Below are 14,799 nucleotides of genomic sequence, written 5' to 3' on the forward strand. Positions count from 1 at the left end.
GCGCATTCGCGGTCAGTGCGTGGATGCTGCCGGGAAGCGCAGTTCGGCCTGCACCGGGTAGTGGTCCGATGGCAGCACGCCGCCGGGCTTCTGGTCCAGCGTGCTGAAGCGATCCACTGTGAAGCCACGCACCAGGATCCAATCGATCTCCACGGTGGGCTTACCGCTGAAATCATGGAACGTCAGGCGCGGCCCGTCGACGCGGGTGGCCAGCTTGCGCGCATCCCCAAGCACGCGGGTGAAGGCCTTATAGGTGCCGCTGCCCGGTTCGCTGTTGAAATCGCCGGTGACCACCACCGGAACCTGCTGGGGCAGCTTGCCCAGACGTTCGGTGATCAGCCTGGCCCCCAGTACGCGGCGCGGCTCATCCTCATCGCGATAGGGCAGGTGGGTGTTGAGCAGGTAGAAGCGCTTGCCATCGGTTACGCGCTCGAACAGTGCCCAGGTCACCATGCGTGGCATCAGGTTGCCCCAGGTGATGCTGCCAACCACGTCGGGTGTATCGGACAACCAGAAGTCGCCGGATTCAATCACCGTCAGCTGCGTGCTGTCGTAGAACACGCCCATGTGTTCATCGCTGTTGCCGCCGCGCCGGTCCTTGCCGAACCAACGGTAATCGGGCAGCTGGGCGACCAGGTAATCGGCCTGCTTCTGCACCAGTTCCTGCGTGCCGAACACCGCCGGATGCTGCTCGCGCAGCAGGGTGACCATCGCATCGCGGCGGTCGTCCCAGCGGCGGCCCGGTTCGGTATCCACCGGGGTGCGTACGTTGAACGACATTACCCGCAGCGGTTCGGCATCGTTGGCCCATGCGGCGCCGACGGGAAGCGACAGTGCAACCAGTGCCAACAGTGCGCTACTACGAAAACGAGACAACATTGGAATCCCTCCATCCCATGAATACGTTTCCCAAAGGGTCGCATGGAACAGGGCAGGGGGGAATTGCGCGCGTTGGCGACTGAGTAAGGCGGCGCGGCATATCGCGGTCAGGAGGTGCCCGGCACTCACCCTCACATCCAAGTGTTGTGGGTGGCGCCAGGGAGGGTAACCTTGTCGGTCCCCTTCTTGAATGGCAGGCCCCGATGGATTACCAGCTTGTGATCAAGTTCTGGCGAAAGTCGCTGGACGACGAGGCCTTCCTGGCCACCCTCGAGGCAGAGCTCAGCCAAGCCTTGGGCAGCGCTGCGACGCTGGACGGCCATGACATCAGTGCCAAGGAGATCAATCTGTTCCTGTTCACCGCCGAACCGCGCCCGACCTTCCGGCGGGCCAAGGACGTACTCGAGCGGCTCGGGGTGCTGCACAGCGTTTCGGCGGCGTACCGGCTGGTGGGCGGCGCCCAGTTCACCTCCGTGTGGCCCCTGCGCATGGCCCGGAAGTTCACCTTGCCATGAGCGCACCGGCCCCAATGCGCGACAGCCTTCCGTCGTCCGGGCACCCCGAGGTCAGCTTGCGCCTGCTGCTGCGGGCAGATGCCGCGCAATGGTATGCCTGCCTCATGCGACCGGGCGTGCTCGAACACACCAGTTGGCAGGTGTCGTCGGTGGACGACCTGGCATCGGTCTTCGATGCACTGGAGGTTGCGGTGCTGCCCAGCCAGATGCGCATGGCGGTGGTGAATGGTCGCGGCGCAGTGGTAGGAAGCATTGGCTTCCACAGCATCCAGTGGCAGCACGGCACGGCTGAAATCGCCTATGAGCTCATTCCGGCCTGCTGGGGGCGCGGTATCGCCAGTGCCCTGTGCCAGTCGGTGAGCCGCTGGGCACTGGACGCGTTTGCTTGGCATCGGATCCAGGCCTGCGTGCTCGACAGCAACGCCGCCTCCGCGGCGGTGCTGCGCAGGTGCGGTTTTGCGCATGAAGGTCGGCTGCGCAACTTCCGGCAGGTGCGCGGCGTTCCCAGGGATTTCGATATTCATGCACTATTGCCCGCAGACGGCGAGGTTGGCCGGATGCCGTGCCCGTAGGGGCTGAGGCGCACTGCTGGGCTTGGCCTGCAACGACACCGTGGGAACCGTCCTGGAATCAAGCCAACCCCACGGGTGACGACGAGCAAGGCCGCATATTCGTGATGGACATTCGACAAGCGACAACGCAGGACCTCGACGCGCTGGTGGCTATCGACACGGTCGCCATGCAGGACCCGGAGCGCGCGGACCAGATCCGCGCCTGGGTACGGGCCGGCACCTGCCATGTGCTTACCGTGGCCGGACGCGCCGCTGCCTACGGCGTGCTGCACCACCACTTTTTCGGCCACGGGTTCATCGAGATGGTGATGGTGGCGCCAGAGCGCCGCCGGAACGGACTGGCCCGCAGGCTGGTTGAGCACCTGAAGGCGATCTGCCCTCGGCCCAAGGTGTTCACCTCGACCAACCAATCCAACACGCAGATGCAGGCATTGCTTATGCAGGCTGGCTTCGAGGTTAGTGGGCACATCGACAACCTTGACCCCGGCGATCCCGAGGTGGTGTTTTGCTGCAGGTTGGCTGCCGTCTGAAGTGGCCACGGTGGTGACCGGTATCGATCGGCACACGTCCGTGATCCAAGCCCGGAATCCGATACCGCGCAGGCGCGTCAAAGCCCGTGACCCGTCCTGCCATAGGTTGACACCTGTGGCGGATGATCTGGCCGCCGTCAGGCGGCCAGAGACGCCCGATGCACCGCATCGGGCGTTTGCATTTTAAGCGACAGGTGCGGCCGCTCGGCGTTATAGATCCCCACCGACTCGGCGACCATCTGGCGTGCCTGCAGCAGGTCCCGGGGCCGGTGCAGCAGGAACTCGCCCTTCAATATCCCATTTACCCGTTCGGCCAGCGCATTCTGGTAGCAGTCGTAGCCATCGGTCATCGAGCAGGTCACCCCATGCCTGGCGTGGATCTTCTGGTAGTAGTCCGAGCAGTACTGGATGCCCCGGTCGGAGTGATGGATCAGCTGCTGCCGCGTTTTTCGTTCCTTCAGCGCCATCTGCAGTGCTTGGGCGACCTGTTCGGTCTGCAGGGTGTCGTGCACGCTCCAGCCCACGATCCTGCGCGACCACACATCGGTAATCAGGCTCAGGTATACAAATTTCCCCTGCGTGGGCAGGTAGGTAATGTCGGCTACCCAGACCTGCTCACTGCCGGTCGGTACCACGCGCCCTTCGCCGGGCTTGAGAAGATTGGGGTGCCGCCGGAAGCGGTGATGGCTGTCGGTCGTCTTGTGGTACGCCCGCCGCATGGGGACCAGCAGCCGGGCATCACGAAGGACGCCAAACAGACGGTCGCGCCCCATTGCCACTCCCGATGCTTGAAGCGTCGGTCCAATCAGATGATGCAGCTTGCGCGTGCCGATGCGCGGCTGGCGCGCTCGATAGCCACCTACCAGCGCGAGCGCCCGAGCACCGTCGGCCAATTGCCGCTGCTGACGATGGCCTGCCTGATAGTACGCTTGGCGACTGATACCAAAATGCCGGCAAGCCCTTGCCACGCTTACGCCTTGGAGGCGCCTTTGCGTGAGGACTTGCCGGAAGGCTTTTTTACGATGCGCACCCCGTAGTCTTCCTTGAGCACATCCACGATGGCCTCGAAAAGCTGCGCCTTCTCGGTCGCCTCCCGCAGCTGAACCTGCAGGACTTTGATCTGTTGTTCCGGTGTCAGCGGCTTGGCCGTTCCGGACTTGGGAGCTGTGGTCATGGGGGCAGATGATGCCCCACCTGACCAGTCTTGCCGACCATGTCGCCGAAGCCACGACAGCACGGTGCTCCGTCCTTGGATTCCGTAGCGCTCCTGGGCCTGCTTGTAGGTCAGCTCCCCACGCTCGACCTGGTCCACCACCGACAACTTGAAGGCCAGCGAGTAATCCCGCTGGCTGCGCCTGATTGTTGAATTCATTGAACATTCCTCTTCCTGTGGGAAAAGGTGTCAACTCAATTCAGGACGGGTCACCGGAATTAAAAAAGCCCGGGAACCCTTGTGTAAGGATTCCCGGGCTTCTTTCGGATTCTTTCGAACCCGTCGTATGGTGGAGGTGGGCGGAGAGGTCTCAAAAGACCTGTAACTCACTGATTCCAATAATTATCTTGGGGTGGCGAGCTTTGGCGCGACGATACCTCAAACGATACATGATCCTAATTCTGTCGGGTGGCGCAGCGCAAGCCTTGGCATCGGCGATACTGAGAGCAACGCCAATACATCTGCAAGGACGCCATGCGAGCACTGAGATTCCTCCCCGTGTTCGAGAGGGGGGAACAATATCTTGGCCGTCCCACCTAGCTCCGGAGGTATCCACAGCCCGGATTTGTGTCCTGTGGCGTATCTGAGGTCAATCCAGGATGCGAGTAGGGGGAATGCTGTAGTGGCTCGGATTGGGTGGGTAATCCCCCCGCTTTTAGCGGTCGCCAAAAGTGGAACTACGCTGCCAGTGCAAGCTTCTGCATTGGCGTGATGCCGCCGAGCGCCATGTTCGGGCGCTCGTGGTTGTAAGTCCATAGCCAACGGGTGGCGATGTCCTGGACCTGCTGGATGTCATTGAACAGATTGCTGGCAAGCCAAGCGTAACGCACGGTCCGGTTGTAGCGTTCGATGTAGGCGTTCTGCTGAGGATTGCCTGGCTGGATGTAGAGCAGCGCAATGCCTTGCTGCTCGGCCCATGCTTGCAGCGCTCCGCTGATGTACTCGGGCCCGTTGTCGCAGCGTATGGCGCGAGGCTTTCCGCGCCATTGAATGATCTGTTCCAAGCTGCGGATAACGCGCGCCGCAGGCAAGGAGATGTCGACCTCCATCGCCAGACCCTGCCGGTTGAAATCATCCAGTACGTTGAGCATCCGGAAGCTGCGTCCATCAGCCAGTTGGTCGTGCATGAAATCCATCGACCAAGTGTGGTTCGCCGCCTTCGGAACCGCTAGCGGCGCCGGCACTTCTCGGACGATGCGCTTACGCGGCTTGATGCGCAGGTTCAGCTCCAAATCGCGATAGATCCGATACACGCGCTTGTGGTTCCAAGCGAAGCCCTTCACGTTGCGCAGGTGTAGGAAGCACAGCCCAAAGCCCCAATCGCGGTAGGCGCTGGTCAGCCTGAGCAACCAGTCAGCGATGATCGCATTTTCTTGGCAGGCCTTGGCCTGATAGCGGTAGCAGGTCTGACTCACCTCGAACGTCCTGCACGCATGAACGATGCTGGTGATGCCTGCCTGGACCGCCAGTCTGGCCATCTCGCGACGCTGAGATGGCCTCACCATTTTTTTGAGAGCGCTTCCTTCAGCAGCTCGGCACTGAGCTGGGCATCGGCGTACATCTTCTTCAGCCGCCGGTTCTCGTCCTGCAGTTCTTTTAGCTGGGACACCATGGACGCATCCATGCCGCCGAACTTGCTGCGCCACTTGTAGAACGTCGCTGAGCTGATGCCATGCTGTCGGCAAAGGTCCGGGACAGGCGTGCCGGCCTCGGCCTGCTTGAGTACGGCGATGATCTGGCTGTCGGTGAATCGTGATTTCTTCATGGGATCTCCTCGGGTTAGGTTACGAGAAAATTCCACTTCTGGCTGCTACTAACCTGCGGGGGGATTACCCCATGACCACATTGCCTTGGACCTCGGCAGGGACACTATCTGGATTCGGGACCCCGTGAAGGGCGAGCGCTATCTGCGGCGGGCTGAAGTGCTCGCTATCCGCACTGGGGAATACAACTACAAAGGCGTCGTCACCCATCGCCTGGAAGTCCAGGTGCGGGATGTTGTTCACCCGCTCTGGCTGGTTCCCTTCGTGCGCCACTCCGACCGCTGGCTTAGGAGCACAGCGGTCAATGAAACTGAGCGAGATGAGTGGTTTGCTAGGATGAAGGCTTGGTTGTCCTAACCGAGCCTACTCGTCTGCCGTCTCGGCTTCGGTGTTGATTGGGTCTATCGGGGAGATCGGAAGGTTGCTGACTTCACATGACGCTATGAAGGATCGAGTCCGCTCATAAAGCACGGAGTTCTGCTCCCTGAAGTTGGCGTAGTAAAGGATCGCGCTAATTGCAATCCGTTGTTTAAGAGGATCCCAGATGCGAACGCGCTCGATAAGATCGTCTCTCGAAAGTGGCTCCAGCCCCATTTTCGCGATCTTCTTGGCAGCATTTCCCCTGAAACCCAGTGCTACGACAAGTCCCAGTGCTTGGTGTTGAGAGATAAGCTTGGAGAACTCACTGAACTCGCCAATGTCATCTTCGTCAACGACATACTGCTTCACCTCTGCAGAGAGGACTAGCTTTTCGCCGTCGCGGGCGTCAATGTCGCCGACGCGCTTCTCTCGCTTGGAGCCCGTCCTAACTTTGCCGACTTCGACTTGTAGATGCGGAGCATCAGCACGGATATAGCCAAACACTGTGCCCTGATACGCAGCGCCAGTCGGTTCACCTGCACGGCTGGTCATGTCAAACGACTGTAAGTACTGCAAGAATAACGGAGGATCTCGCTTGACTGTGGTTGGGTCAATTGCTTGAGATGGCAGTGCTCCTAGAACGTAGTCGATAACCTCCTGCTCAAGCTTGTCCAGCGAGTCGTCGCTAAACGAGAGAATGGCTTCAATCCATGAAACATAGTCTCGCCAAGCCTGCGTCGCGTGTGGTGCTGAGCTTGGGAAATCATAGCGATGGTTGTCATTCCGAAAGAAGTTGGCGATTGCGTCGTAATCCTTCCGGATTGTCAGATCCCTTCCATCTGCAGTGACCATGAAGGTATTTACGCCAGCACCATTTTTCTTCTGGGTGACGAGCGGGAAGTGCTCGTGGAACTCAGCCAGGCTTGAGTATTTCCCTCCCGTCGCGTTCAGTCTGCGCAAGAAACGAATGATTGCAATTAGGAGGCCTGGAAGAAACTTGCGTTTCTGGCCTCCAAAAAAGTTCGCCTTAACATTCGTTAAAATGAGATCCGGTGTAATTTGCTCGGAGCTCATGGCAGCTTCGCCAGCTTCTGGATGGCTTCTGAAGCCATCGCAAAGTAGATTGGGTCTCGCTCTGTCCCCACAGCCTTTAGCCCTAGATGACTGGCAGCGGCCAAAGTGGAGCCGCTGCCCGAAAATGGATCATAAATGATGCCCTTCCCGAGAGGGAGGACGCCCCGAACTATGTAGCGCATTAGTTTTTGCGGCTTTATAGACGGATGCGGCGCAAGCGCCCTTTCCGGGTCCCTGGCCGGAGCGACCTCGATTAAATCGCGGAAAGGCTCATCCTCAGAGACGCGCCTGAAACCGCCAGTGCCCCATTTGCGAAGGTTCGCAGCGACTGTAGGTTGGTCAATAGGCTTGCGAAAGATTCCCCAGGGTTCCCAGCAGGAGCGCGGCATCACGGACACGTCTGTATATTCTTCCTCGTGACCTTTCGGGCGATCTCCGCCGCGCAGTGTTTTCACAACCCGGATCAGCTCACCCCGCTTTTCAAAACCAGCCGTTTCAATCGCCGCAAATGTGGTGGTCGATAGCAGCGGGTTTGACGCAATCACTATGTGCCCGCCGGGCACCAAGATGCGTCCCGCTTGGTATGCGAAAGCCTTAAAGAACGTCGTAAGCCGCTCCCTATCCTTGGCCGTCAGTGTGGTGAAACGTGGCAAGGGCCCGCGCTTTGCCCCGTCAAAGGATGGCGGAATGCGCCAGACTCCTCCAGAACCACCGCGAAGCTTGTCTACATGCTTTTCGTCGAACTCGACAAGGCCATAGGGCGGGTCAGTGACAATTGCATGAATCGAGCATTCCTCGCGCTCGGCCATCCACTGGAGAGCGTCTGCCAAGTAGAGCTCGGCGTGCTTGGTGGGATTCGTATGCGGAAAGTGAACGCGTGATGCCTCGGCTGCTTTGAGCGCCGAGGGCTTGTTAGTACGATTGACGGTAGACATCTGCTTCTTCGTGGGACGGAGCGGAGGCATTGTCCAATTCCCTTGTCTCATGCCAGGAGACGGCCGAGGCCATCCTATTCCCTATTAGGCCATTGGCTCGCTGGATAGGGAAGGGGTTGAGACGGCCCGGCCGTGCCACGAGGCTGATGGGCCTGTTCTTCGCCTTGGTGTTGTGGGTGTCTCGCCGTGCAGCCCGATCCGCAAGGACAGCGGAGCGCTCGCCGAGGTCGGGATGGGGGACTTGGGAGGCTCAGGGCCTTCCCACTGCGGTTAGGAATCAACAGGCATGCATTTGATGATTTCTGGCGGGTGAATTCTTAAACGCAAGAGCGCACTTAGGCATTGCCCTTCCGGCAATGCGTGCGCAAGAGGCTGTGCCCCTTGACCCCCTAGAAAAGCGCTTGCCAAAGCCTAAATCTTAGGCATAAAGGCAAGTGCGGGGGCCAGAACAAGGAGCATCAATGGCCATTTATCACACCAGAGTAAAGACCTTCAGCCGTGCCCAGGGGCACGCATCCACCGCTGCAGCGGCCTATCGCGCAGGCCTTCTCATCCTCGATGACCGCACCGGTCTCCGGCACGACTACCGAAGGCGTGGGGGCGTTGTCGAAACCCGCTGCCTGGCGCCGGATGAGGCGCCTGACTGGGCTTTCGATCCTCGGCAGCTCTGGCCCGCAGCCGAGGCCTCGGAGCGCCGAAAAGACGCTACCGTTGCCCGCGAGTTCGAGGTGGTGCTGCCACACGAACTGAGCAAAGAGCAGCGTTCCGATCTGGCGGCTGAGATTTCGCGCTGCTTGGTCCAGCGTTACAGGTTCGCTGTCCAATCCAGCATCCATGAGCCGCAGACCGCTGACGGGCTCAACTATCACGTCCACATCCTAGCCACGACCAGGCGTATGGACGCAGAGGGACTGAAGGACAAGACCAGAGAGCTTGATGGTGGCCCTTCGGGTCGAGGGGAAGTCGAGTGGATCCGGGCAATGGTAGGGAAAGCCATCAATGCTCACCTTGCTGCTGCAGGTATCTCGGCCCGTGTCGATCACCGCAGCTTGAAAGAGCAGGCAGCTGAGGCCGCAGAGCAAGGGGATGAGCTGACAGCGGCGGAGCTTTCCCGAGCTCCAGGACTTCATATGGGCAAAGACGCCACTGCCTTGCACCGCCGAGGTATGGATACAGATTTGAAGCAGGGCAATGACGGGATTGCACAGGCTAACAATGCTGCTTGGGATCGCGCCGTGGTCCAGATGGCAGGAGAGGGCAGGTTGATGGACCCCGCATCCGATCAGGCAGTGCCGGTTGGCTCGCGCCAGGTTCCACTGGGCCCCGCCATCCAACCAATGCTGTCTTCCGACGTGGTGAGCTCTGTGATTGAAGCGGTGGAGGGAGGCCTGCCAGTTGAAGCGGTTGCCGATGACGGGGCGCGGCAGCCGCAGGCCACAGCATCCAAGCAGGCGTTGAAGGCTGTGTTAGAAATTTGGGCCGAGGCGTGGATAGAGGCGTTGCGAGATAGGCTCAAATTCACGCGCAGGTTGCTGCGCAACAGTGCCGCCTTGATATCCGCTCATGTCGCAGCGCCCAGGCTCCGTGGCGACCTGGAAGAACTGCTCGCGCGACTGAAGAAGTTGAAGCGGGATGCTCTTCGCTTCAAGCGTAGGCTGAAAGTTGAAGATCGTGCCCAGCACGTATTGGCCCAAGCAGAATTTGCCTTGGAGAACTTCGAAAGCCAGAACCCAAGGCCGGGCCTCTTGAATCGCTCAGACTGGTCGCGGCGTCGGGCACGCCGTGTCAGGGCTGTCGAGCTGGGACGCGAGGAGTATCAACGCGCTCACGAAGCCACTGGCCCGAAGGCTCAGGAAGACTACAACCGTCGAACAGATGAGTCCCTCTCACAGCTGGAACGCTGGAGCGAAGTGTTGCTTCGGAGATATCCGGTGTTGGAGGATGCGCCCACTGACGCTCCTGCAGCGACTATTCCTGCTGATGCCTTGCTGGCAATGAAGCAGAGCAAGGAGCCTGGAGCCCGGTTGCACTGATAGGCAAGCGAAGGCCCCGGCGAACCGGGGCTTTAGCCAACTCTGGTCTCATTGCCATCAGTGGTAGGTAGGCCCGCGAGTGGGCTTGGACACTGCGCCACGGCGTTCTGAGATCATGTCGCTCAGCTGCACCTGATCGCGTTCTACCACGGCTTCTCTGACCCTAACGGCAGGTTTCAGAGTGTGGTCGTCAGCCGGGGGTTTTGGAGCCATGCATCGGTTGATCAGCTCGTCGGCGATTTCGAGGGCATGGATGATGTCCTCTATCCGCTCCTGCGTGTCTCGGGTCCGGTCTTGGGCAATCAACGGGCACAGCACTCGACTAGCGATAGCCAGCTTTCTTTCTAACGGCATATGAAGCTCCTAACGTGGGGGAGCTTTCATAAAACCACCATTTGCGTTGATCGCAAGGCTCCGGCCCCGAATCTTGGGTGCCTAGAGTGGTTGATGGCGTTGCCTAATCATTGTCGCCGCGATCCCCCGGGCGCTACGACGCCTTCGATGGCTTCCTCACGCGACTTGCTGGCGTCTTGGCGCGCGCGCCTTTGGCGAGAGCGACTGCTTTTCGTTCACGTGCAGCCGCATTGACTGCCCTCCGCTTCGCTCTCAGTTGCGCTTGCCTGAGAGACTGCGCAGCCTCTCCGGGCTGATAGACCGGCAAACCTTCGGGAACGGGGAGAAGCGCCACTGCGTCTGCGCGCGATTGGAGTGTGGGCACATCTACATAGGTTCCGAGCTCGCCGGGCATGTGCGCCTTGTGCCCCGTAATGGCGGCGGCAATAGAGCTAAGCACCCCCGCATAGAGAAGCCGGGTGCTCGCAGTATGTCGGAACGAGTGGAAGCCCATGCCGGGCTGCATCATGCCCAAGCCAACAAGATAGGCGCGGAACTGATCTCCGAGGGCATCCCCGTAGCCTGCCTTCTTATGCCAAGGCAGGTGGGGAAACAGGCGCTCATGGCCTGCCTCCATGACATCACGGGCATAGGTGAGGATCCCAGCATCCAAGAGGCGGGGATGTAGTGGAATGAAGCGCAGCGAGTTGGCGTTCTTCAGCTTCTGGTCGCGATGGACGGCGCGGATGTGGATCCCCCAGATGCCGTTCACTTCTGCAACATCTTCCGTATAGAGCTGGCCAACTTCGTTCACTCGCGCCCCGGTGCCTGCCGCCAGCAGCACGCCCCAGTAGCGATCAGGTCGCCCTTTAGCCCAGGGCAGGAAATTCTCAGGCTCAAAGATCTTGTTGATCTCTTCAATCGTGAACTGACGGCGGGGCAGGGCAGCCACAGATTGTGCCGAGTTCTGCCGTTTGATCCCGTCCAAGGGCGAGCGCGCGATGATGCCGCTGGCCACTTGTGCGTTAAAGAAGCTGGCAAGGCGGTCTCGGTGCTTTCCGAGGGTCCGATCTGAGAGACCGGCAACAACGATGCCCTTATCTCTCTGCTGCCTGACCTTGGCCATGATCTGTGGTGCAGTCAGCTCTTTATAGTCACTCTTCTTCCTGGCATTGCTTGGCCAGTGATGGAGACCCGTCAGAAACGCTCTGACTTGAGCTTCCCCGACCTTCGACATCAGCAGGTCAGGTCCCGCGACTTCCTGGAAGATGATGAGCGTGTTCTCACTATCCAGAAGATTGCCGGGTGAGGTTTTGGCATTCCTCAGGTCCGCCAGATACAGGGCGATGCGGTCGGATAGCGTGAAATCTGCGCGGTTGGGTCCATTGAGCAGTCCCACATCCGAGAGCCCAGGCAACGCCAAGCCTCTGATCGTATCCAGAAGTGTTTGAGCATCTTCTCGCCCATTGACGTTCAGACCGGTGAGCTTGGTCCCATTCGGCAGCTGGATGTTTCCGGTCCACTGATTGATAGAGCCGCTGACTACTTTCAGCAGGTCCTCTCTGTCCTTGTCATCCATGCCGCTACGCCTCCAGCGCTCGAATGCTTCGGAGAGTGCCACAGCCATGCGGGCCGCGACGAGGCGGGCAAGGTCAACAGCGGACGGCGGAAGGCGGCGGACCAAGAAGCGTGAGCCGATAGCCTCGCGCAGGTCTACAGGAACAAGAAAGCGGACATGAAGTCCGCTAGGTCGGCGTAGAAGATAGGGCTTGGGCAAGGGGCGATACCTCAAAAGATCCTTTTGGAAAGATCGTTTTTCGGTATCGCGCCCTGCCAAAACCCAACAGAATCAGCAAGATACAGCTGAACTGCTTACAGATGGTGGAGGTGGGCGGAATTGAACCGCCGTCCGAAGGCACTCCATCCCCGGTACTACATGCTTAGCTCACCGTTGGATCTCATCCTGTGGCAGCACGGTGTGCAAAGCGCACCCCAGGACCAGCCTGCTTTAGTTAAGTCGTGACTGACAGGCAGCCATCACAACCGGTTCCGTGATAATGACCCTACATCTACGAGCACGGGCACAAGTAGGTTCGGGGGTTCGCCTTAGGCGGCTGTAGAACTAAACGCTAAAGCTGTTTTTAGGCAGCGATTGCGAAGTCGTTCGAACCGTAGTTGTCGTCGTTGGCAACTAAAAGTTTGCTGCTGGATTAACGAGGAAAGCTGCCCCCTCGGCATGCACCAAGTAACTTCACAACCCCCGTCGAAACCAGTGCACCCCCGGTTTCTTCAAGAACCGCAAGACATCTGGCGACCCAGATGCTACTTGACGGTTCCGATGCTACTCCGATCCAGCTGAATAGTCACCTGGACGGCCCGGCAGCCCCGTATTCAGGCGCCCCGGTGCGTTCAGCCCCGCAGGGGCCGGCCGCTCCATCGGGGCAGCCAGCGGCGCGCCGGCGAACCGATCAGCGCTTGCCTTCGCGCTCGCGACGGCTGTCGGCCTGGTGTTTGGCCTTCTGCTTGCGCAGGTGGTTCTGCTCGTTGCGCTGGGTGATCGCCTGCTTTTTCACTTCCGGCGCCACCTGGACCATCAACGCCTCGATCCGCGCCACCAGCCGGCGGTGGGCGAGGCTGTCATAGGTTTCATTGGCCGATGCATCCCGCTTGGCGTTGCGCAGCAGGTAGCTCAGCACCTTGTGCAGGGCGGCCGGATCCATCGCGCGGGCCAGTTCGGCGAAGATCGCCTCGTAGGCGGCAACCTCGGCCTGCAGGTCAACGGGGAGGTCTGCGCCTTGGGCGTCTGCTGGGAGGGTTTCCTGGGTCACGCGTTGCTCCGGGTACTTTGTAATAGGCGGCGATTCTGACAGTTGTGGGTGCGCTGCGGTGAATCGCCGTGCAGGGCCACCTCGTCAGAGCGTTTTGCGCAGGTAGATCCGCTGGTGGCCGCGCGGGAAGTCCGGCAGCCGCCCAAACACCTCGTAGCCCTGCTTCAGGTAGAAGCCTTCGGCTTGCCAGGAAAAGGTGTCCAGCATCGCTGAATGCGCGCCGGCCTGCCGTGCCTGGCGCTCGGCGTCTGCCAGCAGGGCCTGGCCCAGGTCCCGGCCGCGTTGGCTGTCGTGTACCCACAGCGCATGGACCATCAACCAGCCGCCGTAGACATCGGCTGCCAGCCCCGCTACCGGCTCGCCCTGCGCATCGCGCACCACCCGGTTCAACGGCTGGTCGTCCAGGGCGTTGCCGCAGGCGGCGCGGTTGAACGCGCGCAACCCGGCGAACACCGCTGCGGTCTCATCGGCCGTAGCCGGATCGATCCGGGGCGGTGGAGCAGGGTGGGGCATCAGGCGTCGCGGTTGTGGCGGCGCATGGTCCGCGACTTCTCGCGGGCCCAGTCGCGGTCCTTCTCGGCATCGCGCTTGTCGTGGGTCTGTTTGCCCTTGGCCAGCGCGATCTCGAGCTTGATGTTGTTCTTGCTCCAGTACATCGCGGTCGGCACGATGGTGTAGCCGTCGCGCTGGACCTTGCCGATCAGCTTGTCGATCTCGTTGCGGTGCAGGAGCAGCTTGCGCTCGCGCCGGTCGTTGGCCACCACGTGGGTGGAGGCCTGGATCAGCGGGGTGATCTGCGCGCCGATCAGGAAGATCTCGCCGTCACGCACATAGGCGTAGGCATCGACGATGTTGCCGCGCCCGGCGCGGATCGACTTGACCTCCCAGCCCTGCAGGGCCAGGCCGGCCTCGACGCGATCCTCGAGGTGGTACTCGTGACGGGCACGCTTGTTGAGCGCGATGGTTTTGTTGGCCGTCGCGTTCTTTGCTTTATCCTTGCCGCTGTTCTTGCTCATTTCCGTATTGTCTCCGATTCGGGCCTGCCCGGTCGATCCATCAGCACTGACGTCATGCCAACTATCCGCCGTAGCGCCCTGGTCGAACATTCGGCTGCCCGCATGTTTGACCTGGTCAATGATATTGACGCCTATCCGCGCCGCTTCCGCTGGTGCTCGGCGTCGCAGATCCTGGAATCCGGTCCGGAGCGCCTGGTGGCGCGGCTGGACCTGGGCCTGGGCTCGTTTTCGACCTGGTTCATGACCGAAAACACCCTGCAGCGCCCCAGCAGCATCGATATGCAGCTGCGCGACGGGCCGTTCAAGCGCCTGCACGGGCGTTGGGAATTCCATGTACTGGCCGAGGATGCCTGCAAAGTCACCCTCACCCTGGAGTTCGAGCCCACCTCGCGCCTGCTTGGCCCGGCGCTGGCGCTGGGTTTCCAGGGCTTGGCCGACCGCATGGTCAATGATTTCGTCCGCGTCGCCGACGAGCAGGACTGAACGATGCTCCGGGTGGAGGTCATCCTGGCCTGGCCGGACCGGGTCGCCTCATGCCAGCTGCAGCTGGCCGCCGGTGCAACGGTGGCCGATGCCGTGGCCGCCGCCGCGCTGGAAGGCAGTGCCGATTGCCCGGCACTGGCCGTGCACGGAGTGCTGGCCAAGCCGGGGCAGCCGTTGCATGACGGCGACCGGGTGGAACTGCTGCGGCCGTTGCTGGCCGACCCCAAGGACAACCGCCGCCGGCGCGCCCGCGCCGGCCGCTGAA

16 protein-coding genes and 1 other RNA gene are annotated in these 14,799 nt (G+C 60.8%); 7 read left to right on the plus strand and 10 right to left on the minus strand.

All coding sequences use genetic code 11. The annotated features are described in order from the left end of the window. Positions 1-12: 12 nt before the first annotated feature. Positions 13-879, minus strand: coding sequence for an endonuclease/exonuclease/phosphatase family protein (locus tag AC3IR9_RS07980; protein ID WP_489295203.1), 867 nt, complete (start codon positions 877-879; stop codon positions 13-15). A 203-nt stretch (positions 880-1,082) separates the two neighbouring features. On the opposite strand from AC3IR9_RS07980, the gene AC3IR9_RS07985 reads away from it, so the two are divergent. The 3 genes from AC3IR9_RS07985 to AC3IR9_RS07995 all read left to right on the plus strand — a co-directional run bounded on the left by AC3IR9_RS07985 (position 1,083) and on the right by AC3IR9_RS07995 (position 2,496). Further along, complete coding sequence (locus tag AC3IR9_RS07985) at positions 1,083-1,394, plus strand: hypothetical protein (protein WP_489295204.1); 312 nt, start codon at positions 1,083-1,085, stop codon at positions 1,392-1,394. Between the two features lie 56 nt (positions 1,395-1,450). Then, positions 1,451-1,966, plus strand: coding sequence for a GNAT family N-acetyltransferase (locus AC3IR9_RS07990; RefSeq protein WP_489295205.1), 516 nt, complete (start codon positions 1,451-1,453; stop codon positions 1,964-1,966). A 104-nt stretch (positions 1,967-2,070) separates the two neighbouring features. Next, on the plus strand, positions 2,071-2,496 hold the full coding sequence (locus AC3IR9_RS07995) for a GNAT family N-acetyltransferase (RefSeq protein ID WP_489295206.1): 426 nt from the start codon (positions 2,071-2,073) through the stop codon (positions 2,494-2,496). Between the two features lie 137 nt (positions 2,497-2,633). On the opposite strand, the gene AC3IR9_RS08000 is transcribed toward AC3IR9_RS07995, so the two are convergent. Together AC3IR9_RS08000 and AC3IR9_RS08005 are read right to left on the minus strand one after the other, a co-directional pair. Then, positions 2,634-3,868, minus strand: a protein-coding gene (locus tag AC3IR9_RS08000) for an IS3 family transposase (protein ID WP_489291031.1) whose coding sequence is annotated in 2 segments (ribosomal slippage) — positions 2,634-3,517 and positions 3,517-3,868 — 1,236 coding nt in all. Because the reading frame shifts where the segments join, the coding sequence is not laid out codon by codon here. A gap of 518 nt (positions 3,869-4,386) precedes the next feature. Further along, a protein-coding gene (locus tag AC3IR9_RS08005) for an IS3 family transposase (RefSeq protein WP_489290575.1) occupies positions 4,387-5,474 on the minus strand; the annotation gives its coding sequence in 2 pieces (ribosomal slippage) (positions 4,387-5,222 and positions 5,222-5,474; 1,089 coding nt in all). 124 nt (positions 5,475-5,598) lie between these two features. Between AC3IR9_RS08005 and AC3IR9_RS08010 the strand changes: the two genes are divergently transcribed. Further along, positions 5,599-5,829 (plus strand): hypothetical protein, encoded by a 231-nt coding sequence (locus AC3IR9_RS08010; protein ID WP_489295207.1) that lies wholly within the window; start codon positions 5,599-5,601, stop codon positions 5,827-5,829. Between the two features lie 6 nt (positions 5,830-5,835). Here AC3IR9_RS08010 and AC3IR9_RS08015 read toward each other — a convergent pair whose 3' ends face one another. Next, positions 5,836-6,906 carry a hypothetical protein gene (locus AC3IR9_RS08015; protein WP_489295208.1) on the minus strand — a complete coding sequence of 357 codons (1,071 nt, stop codon included), beginning with the start codon at positions 6,904-6,906 and terminating at the stop codon, positions 5,836-5,838. Next, the gene (locus tag AC3IR9_RS08020; protein WP_489295209.1) at positions 6,903-7,841 is read right to left on the minus strand and encodes a DNA-methyltransferase; all 939 of its coding nucleotides are present in this window, start codon (positions 7,839-7,841) and stop codon (positions 6,903-6,905) included. The genes AC3IR9_RS08015 and AC3IR9_RS08020 overlap by 4 nt, the downstream gene beginning before the upstream one ends. Before the next feature lie 461 nt (positions 7,842-8,302). Between AC3IR9_RS08020 and AC3IR9_RS08025 the strand changes: the two genes are divergently transcribed. Continuing rightward, positions 8,303-9,874, plus strand: coding sequence for a MobA/MobL family protein (locus AC3IR9_RS08025; RefSeq protein WP_489295210.1), 1,572 nt, complete (start codon positions 8,303-8,305; stop codon positions 9,872-9,874). Positions 9,875-10,361: 487 nt separating this feature from the next. Here the strand turns inward: AC3IR9_RS08025 and AC3IR9_RS08030 are convergent, their stop codons facing one another. From AC3IR9_RS08030 to smpB, 5 genes are all read right to left on the minus strand, one after another. Beyond that, entirely contained in the window at positions 10,362-11,786 is a 1,425-nt protein-coding gene (locus AC3IR9_RS08030) for a site-specific integrase (protein WP_489295211.1), read from the minus strand. A gap of 300 nt (positions 11,787-12,086) precedes the next feature. Then, positions 12,087-12,489: a transfer-messenger RNA gene (gene ssrA, locus AC3IR9_RS08035) on the minus strand. A 186-nt stretch (positions 12,490-12,675) separates the two neighbouring features. Further along, positions 12,676-13,035, minus strand: coding sequence for a hypothetical protein (locus AC3IR9_RS08040; protein ID WP_489295212.1), 360 nt, complete (start codon positions 13,033-13,035; stop codon positions 12,676-12,678). Between the two features lie 84 nt (positions 13,036-13,119). Further along, positions 13,120-13,548 (minus strand): GNAT family N-acetyltransferase, encoded by a 429-nt coding sequence (locus AC3IR9_RS08045; RefSeq protein ID WP_489295213.1) that lies wholly within the window; start codon positions 13,546-13,548, stop codon positions 13,120-13,122. Next, a complete protein-coding gene (gene smpB / locus AC3IR9_RS08050; RefSeq protein ID WP_489295214.1) occupies positions 13,548-14,051 on the minus strand; it encodes an SsrA-binding protein SmpB in 504 nt (167 codons plus the stop codon). Before smpB ends, AC3IR9_RS08045 begins: the two co-directional genes overlap by 1 nt. Before the next feature lie 54 nt (positions 14,052-14,105). Here smpB and AC3IR9_RS08055 point away from each other — a divergent pair, with 54 nt between their 5' ends. After that, positions 14,106-14,534, plus strand: coding sequence for a type II toxin-antitoxin system RatA family toxin (locus AC3IR9_RS08055; RefSeq protein WP_489295215.1), 429 nt, complete (start codon positions 14,106-14,108; stop codon positions 14,532-14,534). A gap of 3 nt (positions 14,535-14,537) precedes the next feature. Continuing rightward, positions 14,538-14,798 (plus strand): RnfH family protein, encoded by a 261-nt coding sequence (locus AC3IR9_RS08060; RefSeq protein ID WP_489295216.1) that lies wholly within the window; start codon positions 14,538-14,540, stop codon positions 14,796-14,798. Position 14,799: the final 1 nt, after the last annotated feature.

This window comes from Stenotrophomonas sp. GL_101 (genome assembly GCF_057835675.1).

Bases quoted from the DNA above. Each gene is read 5' to 3' on its own strand.
- AC3IR9_RS07985 (WP_489295204.1), top strand. From the start codon at position 1,083: ATGGATTACCAGCTTGTGATCAAGTTCTGGCGAAAGTCGCTGGACGAC.
- AC3IR9_RS08020 (WP_489295209.1), bottom strand. From the start codon at position 7,841: ATGTCTACCGTCAATCGTACTAACAAGCCCTCGGCGCTCAAAGCAGCC.
- AC3IR9_RS07995 (WP_489295206.1), top strand. From the start codon at position 2,071: ATGGACATTCGACAAGCGACAACGCAGGACCTCGACGCGCTGGTGGCT.
- AC3IR9_RS08030 (WP_489295211.1), bottom strand. From the start codon at position 11,786: ATGGATGACAAGGACAGAGAGGACCTGCTGAAAGTAGTCAGCGGCTCT.
- AC3IR9_RS08060 (WP_489295216.1), top strand. From the start codon at position 14,538: ATGCTCCGGGTGGAGGTCATCCTGGCCTGGCCGGACCGGGTCGCCTCA.
- AC3IR9_RS08015 (WP_489295208.1), bottom strand. From the start codon at position 6,906: ATGAGCTCCGAGCAAATTACACCGGATCTCATTTTAACGAATGTTAAG.
- AC3IR9_RS07980 (WP_489295203.1), bottom strand. From the start codon at position 879: ATGTTGTCTCGTTTTCGTAGTAGCGCACTGTTGGCACTGGTTGCACTG.
- smpB (WP_489295214.1), bottom strand. From the start codon at position 14,051: ATGAGCAAGAACAGCGGCAAGGATAAAGCAAAGAACGCGACGGCCAAC.
- AC3IR9_RS08055 (WP_489295215.1), top strand. From the start codon at position 14,106: ATGCCAACTATCCGCCGTAGCGCCCTGGTCGAACATTCGGCTGCCCGC.
- AC3IR9_RS08025 (WP_489295210.1), top strand. From the start codon at position 8,303: ATGGCCATTTATCACACCAGAGTAAAGACCTTCAGCCGTGCCCAGGGG.
- AC3IR9_RS08045 (WP_489295213.1), bottom strand. From the start codon at position 13,548: ATGCCCCACCCTGCTCCACCGCCCCGGATCGATCCGGCTACGGCCGAT.